General features: G+C 72.2%; 17 protein-coding genes. 11 read left to right on the top strand and 6 right to left on the bottom strand.

The features are described 5' to 3' along the window. Positions 1-46: 46 nt before the first annotated feature. The 7 genes from mshD (at position 47) to ABZ898_RS21895 (ending at position 7,240) form a co-directional block, all read left to right on the top strand. Positions 47-973: a mycothiol synthase gene (gene mshD / locus ABZ898_RS21925; RefSeq protein ID WP_361661344.1), complete on the top strand. Its 927-nt coding sequence runs from the start codon at positions 47-49 to the stop codon at positions 971-973. Between the two features lie 104 nt (positions 974-1,077). Beyond that, positions 1,078-1,464, top strand: a complete 387-nt coding sequence (locus ABZ898_RS21920; RefSeq protein WP_361661341.1) for a GntR family transcriptional regulator — start codon at positions 1,078-1,080, stop codon at positions 1,462-1,464. Then, the gene (locus ABZ898_RS21915) at positions 1,461-2,345 is read left to right on the top strand and encodes an ABC transporter ATP-binding protein (RefSeq protein WP_361661339.1); all 885 of its coding nucleotides are present in this window, start codon (positions 1,461-1,463) and stop codon (positions 2,343-2,345) included. Before ABZ898_RS21920 ends, ABZ898_RS21915 begins: the two co-directional genes overlap by 4 nt. Continuing rightward, the gene (locus ABZ898_RS21910; RefSeq protein WP_361661336.1) at positions 2,342-3,298 is read left to right on the top strand and encodes an ABC transporter permease; all 957 of its coding nucleotides are present in this window, start codon (positions 2,342-2,344) and stop codon (positions 3,296-3,298) included. The genes ABZ898_RS21915 and ABZ898_RS21910 overlap by 4 nt, the downstream gene beginning before the upstream one ends. Positions 3,299-3,515: 217 nt before the next feature. Next, positions 3,516-5,768, top strand: a complete 2,253-nt coding sequence (locus tag ABZ898_RS21905; RefSeq protein ID WP_361661333.1) for an RNA degradosome polyphosphate kinase — start codon at positions 3,516-3,518, stop codon at positions 5,766-5,768. After that, positions 5,749-6,789: a CHAD domain-containing protein gene (locus ABZ898_RS21900; RefSeq protein ID WP_361661330.1), complete on the top strand. Its 1,041-nt coding sequence runs from the start codon at positions 5,749-5,751 to the stop codon at positions 6,787-6,789. Before ABZ898_RS21905 ends, ABZ898_RS21900 begins: the two co-directional genes overlap by 20 nt. A gap of 19 nt (positions 6,790-6,808) precedes the next feature. Continuing rightward, a complete protein-coding gene (locus ABZ898_RS21895; protein ID WP_361661327.1) occupies positions 6,809-7,240 on the top strand; it encodes an NUDIX hydrolase in 432 nt (143 codons plus the stop codon). 38 nt (positions 7,241-7,278) lie between these two features. Here ABZ898_RS21895 and ABZ898_RS21890 read toward each other — a convergent pair whose 3' ends face one another. Continuing rightward, complete coding sequence (locus tag ABZ898_RS21890) at positions 7,279-7,443, bottom strand: hypothetical protein (protein ID WP_361661325.1); 165 nt, start codon at positions 7,441-7,443, stop codon at positions 7,279-7,281. Positions 7,444-7,597: 154 nt separating this feature from the next. On the opposite strand from ABZ898_RS21890, the gene ABZ898_RS21885 reads away from it, so the two are divergent. Together ABZ898_RS21885 and ABZ898_RS21880 are read left to right on the top strand one after the other, a co-directional pair. Then, a complete protein-coding gene (locus ABZ898_RS21885; protein ID WP_361661322.1) occupies positions 7,598-8,470 on the top strand; it encodes a hypothetical protein in 873 nt (290 codons plus the stop codon). Between the two features lie 110 nt (positions 8,471-8,580). After that, positions 8,581-8,745, top strand: coding sequence for a hypothetical protein (locus ABZ898_RS21880; protein WP_165425657.1), 165 nt, complete (start codon positions 8,581-8,583; stop codon positions 8,743-8,745). 17 nt (positions 8,746-8,762) lie between these two features. Here the strand turns inward: ABZ898_RS21880 and ABZ898_RS21875 are convergent, their stop codons facing one another. Then, entirely contained in the window at positions 8,763-9,068 is a 306-nt protein-coding gene (locus ABZ898_RS21875) for a metal-sensitive transcriptional regulator (protein ID WP_361661319.1), read from the bottom strand. A gap of 206 nt (positions 9,069-9,274) precedes the next feature. On the opposite strand from ABZ898_RS21875, the gene ABZ898_RS21870 reads away from it, so the two are divergent. Together ABZ898_RS21870 and ABZ898_RS21865 are read left to right on the top strand one after the other, a co-directional pair. Further along, positions 9,275-9,895, top strand: coding sequence for a DUF47 family protein (locus ABZ898_RS21870; protein ID WP_030804247.1), 621 nt, complete (start codon positions 9,275-9,277; stop codon positions 9,893-9,895). A gap of 7 nt (positions 9,896-9,902) precedes the next feature. Further along, positions 9,903-10,901, top strand: a complete 999-nt coding sequence (locus ABZ898_RS21865) for an inorganic phosphate transporter (RefSeq protein ID WP_361661316.1) — start codon at positions 9,903-9,905, stop codon at positions 10,899-10,901. Positions 10,902-11,012: 111 nt separating this feature from the next. On the opposite strand, the gene pstB is transcribed toward ABZ898_RS21865, so the two are convergent. From pstB to pstS, 4 genes are all read right to left on the bottom strand, one after another. Next, entirely contained in the window at positions 11,013-11,789 is a 777-nt protein-coding gene (gene pstB / locus ABZ898_RS21860; protein WP_361661313.1) for a phosphate ABC transporter ATP-binding protein PstB, read from the bottom strand. Positions 11,790-11,829: 40 nt separating this feature from the next. Next, positions 11,830-12,891: a phosphate ABC transporter permease PstA gene (gene pstA, locus ABZ898_RS21855; protein WP_361661311.1), complete on the bottom strand. Its 1,062-nt coding sequence runs from the start codon at positions 12,889-12,891 to the stop codon at positions 11,830-11,832. Beyond that, positions 12,888-13,889: a phosphate ABC transporter permease subunit PstC gene (gene pstC / locus ABZ898_RS21850; RefSeq protein WP_361661308.1), complete on the bottom strand. Its 1,002-nt coding sequence runs from the start codon at positions 13,887-13,889 to the stop codon at positions 12,888-12,890. The genes pstA and pstC overlap by 4 nt, the downstream gene beginning before the upstream one ends. A gap of 134 nt (positions 13,890-14,023) precedes the next feature. After that, positions 14,024-15,145 carry a phosphate ABC transporter substrate-binding protein PstS gene (gene pstS / locus ABZ898_RS21845; protein ID WP_361661305.1) on the bottom strand — a complete coding sequence of 374 codons (1,122 nt, stop codon included), beginning with the start codon at positions 15,143-15,145 and terminating at the stop codon, positions 14,024-14,026. Positions 15,146-15,147 lie beyond the last annotated feature (2 nt).

The raw sequence follows: 15,147 nt of genomic DNA, 5'->3' as shown, positions 1-15,147 counted from the left end.
TTCCCAAGCACCCGGCGCCGCGCGCTCGCGCCGTACCCTCGTACGCATGAGCAGCGACGACTCCGTACGGTCCTTCCCCGCCCGCTCCATCGAGACGCACGCCGCACTCACGCCGGGCCAGGCCGAGGCCGTGCTCGCCCTCCTCGCCGAGGCCGCCCGCGAGGACGGCCAGCAGCCGGTGTCCGAGCAGGGCCGGCTGCAGCTGCGCGGCGGCGCCCGCCCGGGCGTCTCCCATCTGCTGCTGTACGCCGGGGACGACCTGGTCGGCTACGCGCAACTGGAGGACACCGACCCGGTGGAGGCCCCCGCCGCCGAGCTGGTGGTGCGTCCCGCGCACCGGGGCCGCGGGCACGGGCGGGCGCTGGGCACCGCGCTCCTGGCCGCCTCCGGCAAGCGGCTGCGGGTGTGGGCGCACGGCGGGCACCCCGCGGCCCGGCATCTCGCGCAGGTGCTCGGGCTGACCCTGTTCCGTGAACTCCGGCAGATGCGAAGGCCGTTGACCGGCCTCGAACTGCCCGACCCGGTACTGCCCCAGGGCGTGACGGTACGGGCCTTCGAGCCGGGCCGGGACGAGGAGGCGTGGCTCGCGGTCAACGCCGCCGCGTTCGCCCACCACCCGGAGCAGGGTTCGCTGACCCGGCGCGACCTGGACGACCGGGAGGCCGCGGGCTGGTTCGATCCGGCCGGGTTCTTCCTGGCCGAGCAGGACGGCGAGCTGATCGGTTTCCACTGGACCAAGACGCACGCCGAGGAGGGCCTCGGCGAGGTGTACGTCCTCGGGGTGCGCCCCGGCCGCCAGGGCGGCGGCCTCGGCAAGGCCCTCACCACGATCGGCCTGCGCCACCTGGCCGGCCAGGGCCTGCCGGCCGCGATGCTCTACGTCGACGCGGACAACAAGGCGGCGGTCTCGGTCTACGAACGCCTGGGCTTCACCACCCACGAGACAGACCTGATGTACCGCACGGAGACGTGAACCTTCCCTGAGCAGCGATGAGTTGAGGGGCGTCCGGACTTGACGGGCGCCCCTCTTCTGCACCACCCTTCCACTACTCAATTAGTGAAAGGGTGGTTCAGCGCGTGGTCGAATACCGCATCGACCGGCACAGCGGGGTCGCCACCTACGTCCAGATCGTCCAGCAGACCAAGCAGGCCCTGCGCCTCGGACTGCTGCGCCCCGGCGACCAGTTGCCCACGGCCCGCGAGGTCGTGGAGGCCACCGCCATCAACCCCAACACCGTCCTGAAGGCGTACCGCGAGCTGGAGCGGGAGGGACTGGTGGAGGCGCGGCGCGGCCTCGGCACCTTCGTCCGCCGCTCCCTCGGCGCCGCCCCGGCCGACTCGCCGCTGCGGGCCGAGCTGGAGGAGTGGGCGGGGCGCGCGGTCGGGGCCGGCTGGGACCGGGACGACATGGCGGCCCTCTTCACGGCCGTACTCGACAAGAGCTTCCAGGGAGAACGTTCATGAGCGACACCGCGATCGAGGCGGTCGGCCTCGGCAGACGGTACGGACGGCGGGGCGACTGGGCGCTGCGCGACTGCGCGTTCCGGCTGCCCGCCGGGCGCGTGTGTGCCGTGGTGGGGCCCAACGGGGCTGGGAAGAGCACCCTGTTCGCCATCGCGGCGGGCCTTCTCCAGCCGTCTGAGGGTGAGTTGCACGTCCTCGGTGTGACACCCGCCGAAGCCCGGCCCCGCGTGGGCTACGTCGCCCAGGCCAAGCCGCTGTACCCGCAGCTCACGGTCGCGGAGACGCTGCGCATGGGCGCCGACCTCAACCCGGGCCGCTGGGACGCGGCCGGCGCGGAGCGCATCATCGCCGCGGGCGACCTGGACCCCGGCACCCGGATACGGTCCCTCTCCGGCGGCCAGCGCACCCGCGTCGCGCTCGCCCTCGCGCTCGGCAAGCGGCCCGAACTGCTGCTGCTGGACGAGCCGATGGCCGACCTCGACCCGCTGGCCCGGCACGACCTGATGGGCGTGCTCATGGGCACGGCCGCCGAGCACGGCACCACCATCGCGATGTCCTCCCACGTCGTCGCCGAGGTGGAGGAGTCCTGCGACCACCTGCTGCTCGTCGGCTCCGGCCGGGTGCGGCTGGCCGGAGACATCGACGACCTGCTCGGCGCCCACCTGCGCGTCGCCGGGTCCACCGAGACCGAGGGTCTGGCCGCGCACACGGTGGTCGAGTCCCGCACCACCGGACGGCAGCTCTCCGCGCTGATCCGGCCGGCGGGTCCGGTCCGGGGCGACTGGAGCACCGAGACCCCCACCCTGGAGGACCTGGTCCTCGCCCACCTGCGCAGCCCCGGGGCCCCGGCGCTCAGCACGACCGAGGAGTACGCCGCGTGAGCACTCTTTCCGCCTCCGCCCGCTGGACGTTCCGCCTGCACCGGTGGGCGCTGATCGTGTGGGCGGCGCTGGTGGTCGTGGGCATCGGGCTGCTGCTGTGGCTGGCGGGGCCGCTGACGGACGAGGCGGCACGCGCCTGGCGGCTGTACGACACGTGCCGTGCGGCCTCGTGCGACGCCGATGACAGCGCCTTCATGCGCTACCTGCACGTGTCCAACCTGCTGGGCCAGATCCTGCTGGGGCTGCCGTTCCTGGTGGCGGGGTGGGCGGGCGCCTCGCTGACCGGCCGGGACATGGAGTCCGGCACCGCGTCACTGGCCTGGACTCAGGCGGCCACCCCCGCCCGCTGGCTGGCGTCCCGGCTGGCCGCCGCGGGGGCCCCGGTGGCCGTGGGCGCGGCCTGTCTGGTGGCCCTGCACCGGTACGCCTGGTCGGTGGCCGACGGCCGGGTCGGCGTCGCCGACCGCTGGTGGCAGCTGCGAGCCTTCTACGGAAACGGCCCCGTCATCGTCACCCTGTGCCTGGCCGCGCTGGCGACAGGGGTCCTCACGGGGCTGGTGGTGCGCCGCGTCCTGCCCGCCCTCGGTATCTCCCTCGTACTCACCGCGCTGCTGTTCACCGCCGCCCACTGGCTGATGCCCCACCTCTGGACACCCGTGACCGAGGTCTCGCGGTTCCAGGACGGTTACCGCGGCCTGTACACCGGGGTCGAGCTGTCCCACGGCGTGGTCACCCGCACCGGAGCGCACATCCCCACCCCGGAGTGCCACGCGAGAAGCATGGACGTCTGCCGGCGGATCTACGAGCAGCACGGCGGCACCGACTTCTACGTGACCTTCCACCCCGCCTCCCACTACTGGCCCCTCCAGCTCACCACCAGCGCGGTCCTGCTGGTCGTGACCGCGCTGCTCACCGCCGCCTCCTTCGCGGTGCTGCGCCGCCGTACCGGCTGACCGTCCGGGGCGGTCCCCTGCGGGCCGCCCCCGGATTTCCCGCACGTCATGTGCTCGTAACCCTTGATTCAGAAGCGCTTGCGACCCTCGGGCGATGGAACCCGTGGACCCCCGCTCCGAGCCGCGCCCCGAAGGGGCCGGAGGCGGTGCGCGCGTTCCGGCGGATCACTTGAAAACAGACGCTGCCGTAACGCCCCTGGCGCGGAAGAATGGGTTCATGAGCCAGCGAGAAGCCCAGGTACCGGCCCACCCGTCCGCCGACACCTCCGTGCGGCCGCAGCCCCCCGTGGGCTCCATCGCCGCCCACCGCCCGCACACCGTCGCGGCGGCCGTCTCCGACCTGGAACCCGATCTCGACGCCGATCTGGACGTGTACGAGGAGCGGGCCACCGACGGCGCCCCGCTGCCGCAGGGCCGCTTCCTGGACCGGGAGCGCAGCTGGCTCGCCTTCAACGAGCGCGTGCTGGAGCTGGCCGAGGACCCCACCACCCCGCTGCTGGAGCGCGCCAACTTCCTGGCCATCTTCGCCAGCAACCTGGACGAGTTCTTCATGGTCCGGGTCGCCGGCCTGAAGCGGCGTATCGCCACCGGCGTCGCCACCCGCTCCGCCTCCGGTCTCCAGCCCCGCGAGGTGCTGGAGATGATCTGGTCCCGCTCGCGCGAGCTGATGGCGCGGCACGCCGCCTGCTACCACGAGGACGTCGCCCCCGCGCTCGCGGAGGAGGGCATCCACCTGGTCCGCTGGAGCGAGCTGACCGACAAGGAGCAGGCCCGCCTGTTCACGCTGTTCCGGCACCAGATCTTCCCGGTGCTGACCCCGCTCGCCGTGGACCCCGCGCACCCCTTCCCGTACATCTCCGGCCTCTCGCTGAACCTGGCCGTCGTCGTGCGCAACCCGGTCAGCGGCCACAAGCACTTCGCCCGGGTGAAGGTGCCCCCGCTGCTGTCCCGCTTCCTGGAGAGCAGCCCCGGCCGGTTCGTCCCGCTGGAGGACGTGATCGGGGCGCACCTGGAGGAGCTGTTCCCCGGCATGGAGGTGCTGGAGCACCACGCCTTCCGGCTCACCCGCAACGAGGACCTGGAGGTCGAGGAGGACGACGCGGAGAACCTGCTCCAGGCGCTGGAGAAGGAACTCATGCGGCGTCGCTTCGGGCCCCCGGTGCGCCTGGAGGTCGAGGAGGACATCGACCGCGAGGTGCTGGACCTCCTGGTGCGCGAGCTGAAGATCTCCGAGGCCGAGGTCTACCCGCTGCCCGGGCCGCTCGACCTCACCGGCCTGTTCCGCATCCACAGCCTGGACCGCCCGGAGCTGAAGTACCGCAAGTTCGTCGCGGGCACCCACCGCGACCTCTCCGAGGTGGAGTCCGCCTCCGCGCCCGACATCTTCGCGGCGCTGCGCCAGCGGGACGTGCTGCTGCACCACCCCTACGACTCCTTCTCCACCTCCGTGCAGGCGTTCCTGGAGCAGGCCGCGCAGGACCCGGACGTGCTGGCGATCAAGCAGACGCTGTACCGCACCTCCGGCGACTCCCCGATAGTGGACGCCCTGATCGACGCCGCCGAGTCCGGCAAGCAGGTCCTCGTCCTGGTCGAGATCAAGGCCCGCTTCGACGAGCACGCCAACATCAAGTGGGCGCGCAAGCTGGAGGAGGCCGGCTGCCACGTCGTCTACGGCCTGGTCGGCCTGAAGACCCACTGCAAGCTGTCGCTGGTGGTCCGCCAGGAGGGCGACACCCTGCGCCGCTACAGCCACGTCGGCACCGGCAACTACCACCCGAAGACGGCCCGGCTGTACGAGGACCTCGGCCTGCTCACCGCCGACCCGCAGGTCGGCGCCGACCTCTCCGACCTCTTCAACCGGCTCTCCGGATACTCCCGCCGCGAGACCTACCGCCGCCTGCTGGTCGCCCCCAAGTCCCTGCGGGACGGCCTGATATCGCGGATCGACAAGGAGATCCAGCACCACCGCGCGGGCCGCCCGGCCTTCGTCAAGATCAAGGTCAACTCCATGGTCGACGAGGCCGTCATCGACGCCTGCTACCGGGCCTCCCAGGCCGGCGTGCCGGTGGACGTCTGGGTGCGCGGCATCTGCGCGGTGCGGCCCGGTGTCGAGGGGCTCTCGGAGAACATCCGGGTCCGTTCCATCCTCGGCCGGTTCCTGGAGCACTCCCGCGTCTTCGCCTTCGGCAACGGCGGCGAGCCCGAAGTCTGGTTCGGCAGCGCCGACATGATGCACCGCAACCTCGACCGCCGGATCGAGGCCCTGGTCCGCGTCACCGACCCCAGCCACCGGGCGACCCTCAACCGCCTGCTGGACAACGGCATGTCCGACACCACCGCCTCCTGGCACCTGGGCCCCGACGGCGAGTGGACCCGGCACGCGGCCGACGCCGACGGACACCCCCTGCGCAACATCCAGGAGATGCTCATTGACGCCCGGAGGCGCCGGCGTGGCAGCACAACACCCTGACCGGTCCCGCCCGGGCCAGGTCCCGGCCCCCACCGGGGACGACCTGGCCGGGTACCTCCGGTCGCAGGCGACGGAGTTCCTGCGGGCGCTCCGCTCGCACCGGGAGACCGGGAACGGGCCGAGTGGCGCGGAGGGTGCCGGCGACGCGGGCCGCGCCCTGCGCCGCTCGGCCCGCCGGATCAGCGCCGCCCTGCACACCTTCCGCGCGCTGCTCGACCCCGCCTGGGCCGACGCCCTGCGTCCCGAACTCGCCTGGGTGTCGGGCACGCTGGCGCAGGAGCACTCCCAGGAGGCGCGGCTGGACCGGCTGTTGCTCGCGCTGCACCGCCTGTCGGGGCCCGCTCCGCTGGCGGTGCGGGCCGTGGCGCACGCCGGTCCCGCCCGCGCGGGTGCCCCCTCCCCCGGCGCCGAGCGCGGCAGCCTCACCGTGGGCGCGGCCAAGGCGGGCGCCCTGCTGGAGCGCAGGCTCACCCTGACCCGTACCCGCGCCCACTCCGCCGCGCTGGATGCGCTGGGCTCCGCCCGCTTCCACGCGGTGGCCGACCGGGTCGCGCTGCTCGCCAGCGACGTCCCGCTCACCCCGGCCGCCTCCGCCACCGGTCTGGGCCCGCAGGCCGACGCCGCGGCGGAGCGCCTGGCGGGCGCCGTGGCCGCCCTCCCCCTGGTGACCGCCGGGGACCCCTACAACGCGCAGGCCCTGGTCCACGGCCTCTCCCCCGACCCCGCCCCGCACCCCCAGGACGGCCCCTGGCACCAGGTCCGCCTGCTTCTGCGCCTGCACCGCTACGCGGGCGAGATCCCCGGCGCCGCCCCCGCCGACCCGCGTCTGCGCCCGGCCGCCGAGGCCCTGACCCGGCACCGCGACGCCTCGGAGGCCGCCGCCGAGGCCGCCCAGGCGGCCCGCACCCCCCGCATCACCCCGGCCACCGCCTACGCCCTCGGCGTGCTCCACGCCGACCAGCGCCACGAGGTGGAGGCGGCGCGGTTCGCCTTCCAGCAGACCTGGCAGCACACCCCCTGACCCCCTGAAGGAGCATCCCGTGCCCACAGGCCCCGACGCGCTCCGCACGACCGTCCGCGCCGCCGGCTGCGTCCTGTGGCGCCGCGCCCCCGGCACCGGCGCCCTGGAGGTGTGTCTGGTGCACCGCCCGCGCTACGACGACTGGTCGCATCCCAAGGGCAAGCTCAAGCGCGGTGAGAGCGCGCTCGCGGCGGCGGTGCGGGAGGTCCGGGAGGAGACCGGCTACGCGGCCGCTACGGGGGCGGAGCTGCCGACGCTGCGGTACCCGGTCGACGGACGCCCCAAGGAGGTGCGGTACTGGGCCGCGGAAGCCGTCTCCGGGGCGTTCGCGCCCAATTCCGAGGTGGACCGCGTGCTGTGGCTGCCGCTCGCCGCGGCCCGCGTCCGGCTGACCCACGCCCGCGACCGGGACCTGCTCGACGCGCTCACCGGGCGCCTCGGACCCCGCTGAGCGCGCGGACCGGGCTCCGGGGGCGTGCGCCGGGGCGTTCAGACGTCCCCGAGGTGCCCCTCCGCGTCCGTCCGCGCCTGGCTGCGCGCCCGCCGCGCGGGCCCGCGCCAGCCGCAACTGCACCGGGCCACGCAGAAACGCCCCTGCTCGGCCGTCTCCGTACGGTGTTCCCGCGCCCCCTCGGGGCCCTCCTGCGACGCCACGGCGCCACGCTACCGGCCGCGCGCCGGGGCGCGTACGGAGCCCCTCCCGCCTCCCCCAGGGACCGGACGGCGCGTGACGGCACTCCCTACCCGTCGTTAACCGGAAGGACAGGGGGCCAGTGACGGACATAACCGGCTGGGGGTTAGGCGGGCCATGGATGGGCGGCGGCACACGCGCGCGGGCAGGACGGGCGTCGCGGTGGGGATCATGGGACTCACGGTCGGGCTCGGGGCGGGCGCCTCGGGGTGTTCCGGCAGCGGGGTCGCCGCCGAGGGGGTGAGCGGCGCGGGCGGCGAGCCGGTGGCCGTGCTCCGGCAGGCCGCCGACACCCTGCGCGCGGCCGGCGGTGCCCGGGCCGCCACCTCCATGGAGATGGCGACGGGCGGCACCCGGGTCACCATCCGGGGCGAGGGCGTCTACGACTTCGGGCGCCGCGTCGGCCGGCTGACCGTCGTGCTCCCGGCCGACCCCACCGGCACCCCGGAACACCGGCCCATCACCGAACTCCTCGCGCCCGGCGCCCTGTTCATGAAGAACCGGGGCGCGGGCGTGCCCGCCGACAAATGGGTCCGGGTGGAGACGGCGACGGTCGCCGACGGCAATCTGGTCACCGGCGGCGCGACCGACCCGTACGCGGCGGCCGAGGTGCTGCGCGGGACGCGTACGGCGGTCCTCGTGGGCCGCACGACCGTCGGCGGCACCTCCGTACGGCACTACCGGGGCACCGCCGACCTGGCGAGCGCGGCCCGCGCGGCCTCGGCGGACAACCGGGGCCCGCTCGCGGCGGCGGCGAAAGGGTTCGCCACCGCCGAGGTCCCGTTCGACGCGTATCTCGACGACGAGGGCCGCGTCCGCAAGCTCCGCCAGAGCTTCAGCTTCGTCAACGGCCCTGAGGCCGCGGCCGTGGCCGTCGCCTCCACCACCCTGCTGCACGGTTTCGGCACCCGGGTCGAGGTGGAGCTGCCCCGCCCGGCGGACATCTACGCGGGCCGGATCGCGGAGGGCGAGGGGGTCCCGGCCGACTAGTCCGTGCCGTCACGCGTGGACTAGCCCGTCCGTGCCATGCGCGGCGAGTGGCGCGATCCCTACTCTAGGAAGCCGGTACCGGCAGGGAAGACCAGAATGAGGTGACGCGCGTGGCTCCGGTCGGCGGTACGGCGGTGCAGGACCACGTGGCCCTCGCCGAGATAGAACTGTGCGGCGAGCTGATCATCGCCGCCTCGGCCGCCGAGGACCGGCTGAGCCTGGCGAGCATAGACGAGGTGCTCCGGGTCACCGAGGAGCGCGCGGCGGCCGCCTAGGCCACCGCGCCTGGGCCTCAGGTGCGCAGCAGGCGCCCGATCGCCTTCGTCGCCTCGTCCACCTTCGCGTCGATCTCGTCGCCGCCCTTGAGGGCCGCGTCCGCGACGCAGTGCCGCAGGTGCTCCTCCAGCAGCTGCAGCGCGAAGGACTGCAGGGCCTTGGTGGACGCGGAGACCTGCGTGAGTACGTCGATGCAGTACGTGTCCTCCTCCACCATGCGCTGGAGCCCCCGGATCTGGCCCTCGATCCGGCGCAGCCGCTTGAGGTGCTCGTCCTTCTGGTGGTGGTAACCGTGCGTGGCGCCGGCCTCGGTCGTCGTCATCGCGGGCCTCCATCTCGGGACGGGCGGGGACAGATACCCCTGGTGGGTATATCGTAACGAACTTCGCGGGGTAGCGGACCGGTCGAAGGTCCCCCGTGCCGAGCACTGTGCCCGATGGGCGACACTGGGGGATGGCCCGATAGCCGTGGCCGGATGATGCGCCTAGCATCAGCCTGACCGAAACCAAAGCATCCCGAGGACCACACGTGCGCTTTCGTCTGACCCCCAGGGAGACGAGCTTCTACGACATGTTCGCCGCGTCCGCGGACAACATCGTCACCGGCTCGAAGCTCCTGATGGAACTGCTCGGGGCGGACTCCTCCGCCCGAGCCGAGATCGCAGAGCGTATGCGGGCCGCGGAACACGCCGGTGACGACGCCACGCACGCGATCTTCCACCAGCTGAACTCCTCCTTCATCACGCCGTTCGACCGCGAGGACATCTACAACCTCGCCTCGTCGCTCGACGACATCATGGACTTCATGGAGGAGGCCGTCGATCTCGTCGTCCTCTACAACATCGAGGAGCTGCCGAAGGGCGTCGAGCAGCAGATCGAGGTGCTGGCCCGGGCCGCGGTGCTGACGGCGGAGGCCATGCCGAACCTGCGCACCATGTCCAACCTCACCGAGTACTGGATCGAGGTCAACCGGCTCGAGAACCAGGCCGACCAGATCCACCGCAAGCTGCTCGCCCAGCTCTTCAACGGCAAGTACGACGCCATCGAGGTGCTGAAGCTCAAGCAGGTCGTGGACGTGCTCGAGGAGGCGGCGGACGCGTTCGAGCACGTGGCGAACACGGTGGAGACCATCGCCGTCAAGGAGTCCTGAGGCGTCGATGGACACCTTCGCTCTGATCGTGACCGTCGGGGTCGCGCTCATCTTCACGTACACGAACGGCTTCCACGACTCCGCCAACGCCATCGCCACCTCGGTGTCGACGCGCGCGCTCACCCCGCGCGCCGCGCTGGCCATGGCGGCCGTGATGAACCTCGCCGGCGCCTTCCTCGGCTCCGGTGTCGCCAAGACCGTCTCCGAGGGCCTGATCGAGACCCCGCACGGCTCCAGGGGGATGGGCATCCTCTTCGCCGCGCTGATCGGCGCGATCGTCTGGAACCTCGCCACCTGGTACTTCGGCCTGCCCTCGTCCTCCTCCCACGCGCTGTTCGGCGGCATGGTGGGCGCGGCGCTGGCGGGCGGCATCGACGTGCTGTGGAGCGGCGTCGTCGAGAAGATCGTCATCCCGATGTTCCTCTCCCCGGTCGTCGGTCTGATCGGCGGCTACCTGGTGATGACGGCCATCCTGTGGATCTTCCGCAAGGCCAACCCGCACAAGGCCAAGCGCGGGTTCCGCATAGCCCAGACGGTTTCGGCCGCTGGCATGGCGCTCGGCCACGGTCTCCAGGACGCGCAGAAGACCATGGGTGTCGTGGTGCTCGCCCTGGTGATCTCCGGCAACGAGACCTTCGGCGACCCGATCCCGGTCTGGGTCAAGATCTCCTGCGCGCTGATGCTGTCGCTCGGCACCTACGCCGGCGGCTGGCGCATCATGCGCACCCTGGGCCGCAAGATCATCGAGCTGGACCCGCCGCAGGGCTTCGCCGCCGAGGCGACCGGCGCGTCGATCATGTTCACCACGGCGTTCCTGTTCAAGGCGCCGATCTCCACCACCCACGTCATCACCTCGGCGATCATGGGTGTGGGCGCGACCAAGCGGGTCAACGCGGTCCGCTGGGGCGTGGCCAAGAACATCGTGCTCGGCTGGTTCATCACCATGCCGGCCGCCGCACTGGTCGCGGCGGGCGCCTTCGAGCTGGTCAACCTGGCCGTGCTGTAGGCCCCGGCCGCCCGACGGAGCAAGGGCCCGCCCCCGGAACACCGGGAGCGGGCCCTTCTCGTTTCCTCGCGGCGGCACCGCCACGCAACACCGCGAGGGGCTCTCACCGGCTCAGCCGAAGCGGCCCGAGATGTAGTCCTCCGTGGCCTGCACCGACGGGTTGGCGAAGATCCGCTCGGTGTCGTCGATCTCCACCAGCCGGCCCGGCTGCCCCACCCCGGCCAGGTTGAAGAAGGCCGTACGGTCCGAGACGCGCGCCGCCTGCTGCATGTTGTGCGTCACGATGACGATCGTGAAGCGTTCCTTCAGCTCGCCGATCAGGTCCTCGATCGCGAGGGTGGAGATCGGGTCGAGCGCGGAGCAGGGCTCGTCCATCAGCAGCACCCGGGGCTCCACGGCGATGGCCCGCGCGATGCACAGCCGCTGCTGCTGGCCGCCGGAGAGGCCGGAGCCGGGCTTGTTCAGCCGGTCCTTGACCTCGTTCCACAGGTTGGCGCCGCGCAGCGACCTCTCCACCACGTCGTCCAGCTCGCTCTTGCGGTACCCGCCGTTCAGGCGCAGGCCCGCCGCCACGTTCTCGAAGATCGACATGGTGGGGAACGGGTTCGGGCGCTGGAACACCATGCCGACCTCGCGCCGCACCGACACCGGGTCGACGCCGCTGCCGTACAGGTCCTCGTCGTCCAGCAGCACCTTGCCCTCGACCCGGCCGCCGGGGGTCACCTCGTGCATCCGGTTCAGGGTGCGCAGGAACGTCGACTTGCCGCAGCCGGAGGGGCCGATGAACGCCGTCACCGAACGCGGCTCCACGGTCATCGAGATGTCCTCGATCGCCTTGTGGGCGCCGTAGAAGGCGGTGAGTCCGCTCACATCGATTCGCTTGGCCATTGCTTCACTACTTCCAGTCGGTCACTGAGGGGGGCCGCGGTCAGCGACCGGTCCTGGGGGCCTTCCAGCGGGCGATGCCGCGGGCCACCAGGTTGAGGATCATCACGAACGCGATCAGCGTCAGCGAGGCGGCCCAGGCACGGTCGTAGGCCGCGCCCGCGCCCGCGCTCTGCGCGTACTGCTGGTAGATGTACAGCGGCAGCGACGCCTGGGCGCCCTCGAAGGGGTTGGCGTTGATGAAGGGGTTGCCGAACACCAGCAGCAGCACCGGCGCGGTCTCGCCCGCGATCCGGGCGACGGCCAGCATGACGCCGGTCGTGATGCCGCCGAGCGAGGTCGGCAGGACCACCTTGAGGATGGTCCGCCACTTCGGGATGCCGAGCGCCAGGGACGCCTCGCGCAGTTCGTTCGGGACCAGCTTCAGCATCTCCTCGGTGGAGCGCACCACCACCGGCATCATCAGGATCGCCAGGGCCAGCGAACCGGCGAACCCGAAGGGCTGGAGGTCGAGGATCAGCATCAGGCTGAGGATGAACAGGCCCGCGACGATGGACGGGATGCCCGTCATCACGTCGACGAAGAAGGTCACCGCCAGGGCGAGCCGGCCCCGGCCGTACTCCACCAGGTAGATCGCGGTGAGCACACCGACGGGGGCGCCGATGGCGGTGGCGAGGCCGACCTGCTCCAGGCTGCCGAGGATGGCGTGGTAGATGCCGCCGCCGGGCTCGGAGTCGGCGACCAGGCCCATGGAGTGGCTGAGGAAGTAGCCGTCGAGGACCTTCACACCGCGCGAGACGGTCGTCCAGACCAGCGACACCAGCGGAACGACGGCCAGCAGGAACGCCACCCAGACCAGCGCGGTGGCGACCCGGTCCTTGGCCTGTCGGCGGCCCTCCGCGCGGGCGGCGGCCACGTAGGTGCCGAGGACGAACAGCAGCGCGGCGATCAGGCCCCACTGCACGTGGCTGGTGAGTCCGGCCACCAGTCCGATGCCCGCGGCCAGGGCGAGCGACCCGGCCGCGACGGCCCAAAGGGACCACTTCGGCAGCCCGGCGCCGCGCCGCACACCGGCGCCGTCGCGGGGATTCAGTGCGGTGCTCATGCGTTGGCCCCCGAGTACTCCTTGCGGCGGGCGATGATCGCGCGGGCCGCGCCGTTGACCAGCAGGGTGATGACGAACAGGACCAGACCGGAGGCGATCAGCGCGTCCCGGCCCTGCACGGACGCCTCACCGAACTTGGAGGCGATGTTCTGGGCGAAGGTGCCGCCGCCGGGGTCGAGCAGGCTGGCCTGGATGTCGTAGCTCGGGGAGAGCACGGTGGCCACGGCCATCGTCTCGCCGAGGGCGCGGCCGAGGCCGAGCATCGCGGCCGAGATGACTCCGGAGCGCCCGAAGGGCAGCACCGCCATGCGGACGACCTCCCAGCGGGTGGCGCCCAGGGCCAGCGCGGCCTCCTCGTGCGTCCGGGGCACCTGGCGGAAGACCTCGCGGCTCACGTTGGTGATGATCGGCAGGATCATGATCGCCAGCAGGATGCCGACGGTGAGCATCGCGCGCGGGGCGCCGCCGTTCCAGGCGAAGATCCCGGTCCAGCCGAGGTACCGGTCCAGCCAGCCGTACAGGCCCTGCATGTGCGGGACCAGGATCAGGGCGCCCCACAGGCCGTAGACGATCGAGGGCACGGCGGCGAGCAGGTCGATCACGTAGGCGATCGGGCCGCTGAGCCGGCGCGGGGCGTAGTGGGTGAGGAACAGCGCGATGGCGACCGCGACCGGCAGCGCCAGCGCCATGGCCACCACCGAGGAGACGACCGTGCCGAAGGCCAGCACCGCGATGCCGAAGACCGGCGGGTCGGTGTTGGTGTTCCACTCGAAGGTGGTCAGGAAGTTGCCGTCGTCGGCGCTGATCGCCAGGCAGGCGCGGTAGGTGAGGAAGACCGCGATCGCGGCCATGATCACCAGCAGCAGGATGCCCGAGCCGCGCGAGAGGGCCAGGAAGATCCGGTCGCCGGGGCGGGTCACGCCGCGGGCGGTCCGCCGCGCGTCGGCGCCGGGCCGCGGGGCGGAGGGGGGTGCGTGGGTGGTCGTCGATATGTCCATCGGGTTCTCCGGTCTGCTGAGCCGCGCGGGGCGGCTCGCGGGAGCCGTACGCGGGGTACGGCTCCGGGCGGCGGTGCACCGGACGGTGCGCCCGGCCCCGCGGACGGGGGCCGGAGCGCACACGCGGAATCAGGTCAGCTCAGGCCGTCGACGGTCGTGCGGACCTTGGCGATGATCTCCTCGGGGATGGGCGCGTAGTCGTTCTCCACGAGCACCTTCTGGCCGTCCTCGCTGGCGAGGTAGGTCAGGAACGCCTTGGTCGCGGCCAGCGTCTCGGGCTTGTTGCCCTTGTCGCAGACGATCTCGTACGTGACCAGGGTGATCGGGTAGGCGCCCTCGGCCTTGGTCTTGTAGTCGAGCTGGAGGGCGAGGTCCTTGCCGGTGCCGATGACCTTGGCGGCCGCGATGTCGGCGGTGGCGGACTCGGTGGAGGGCTTCACCGGGGTCTTGGCGCCGGTGTTGATGGCCACGGTGGTCATGTCCTTGGCGTAGGACAGCTCGAAGTAGCCGATCGCGCCCTGGTTCTGCTTGACGCCCTGGGCCACACCGGCCGACCCGGAGGCCGCCTGGCCGCCCTTGGCCTGCCACGCCTTGCCGCCCTCGTACTTCCAGTTGTCCGGGGTGGTGGCGATCAGGTACTTGGTGAAGTTGTCGGTGGTGCCGGAGTCCTCGGAGCGGTGGAACGCCTGGATCTTCAGGTCGGGCAGCTTCGCCGAGGGGTTCAGCTTCTTGATGGCCGGGTCGTTCCACTTCTGGATCTTGCTGTCGAAGATCTTGGCGAGCGTCGGGGCGTCCAGCACCAGGTCGTCCACGCCGGGCACGTTGTAGCCGAGCGCGATCGGGCCGCCGACCATCGGCAGGTCGATGCCCTGGCCGCCCTTGCAGACCTTCTTGGAGGCGACGACCTCCTCCGGCTTCAGAGCGGAGTCGGAACCGGCGAAGGCGATCTGCCCCTGGTTGAACGAGGTGACACCGGCACCGGAGCCGGCGCCCTTGTAGTTGATCTGCACACCGCACGCCTGGGAGAAGTTCTTCACCCACGCGTCGATCGCGTTCTTCTGCGCCGAGGAGCCGTCGGCCAGCAACTGCCCCTTGGCACCGTCGCACTTGACCGAACCGGCGGCGGCCGAGGACGAGCCGCCGGTCGTCTGCGTGCCCGTGTCGTCGGAACCGCACGCCGTCAGGGCCAGGGCACCGGAGACGGCGACCGCACCGAGCGAGAGGGCGCGCAGCCGGTTCTTGCGCTGAAGCTTCACGT

This window comes from Streptomyces sp. NPDC046860, from assembly GCF_040645115.1.
Taxonomy (GTDB): Bacteria; Actinomycetota; Actinomycetes; order Streptomycetales; family Streptomycetaceae; genus Streptomyces.
The sequence above is the reverse complement of the archived record's forward strand: the minus strand, read 5'-3'. Positions and strand labels throughout refer to the sequence as shown.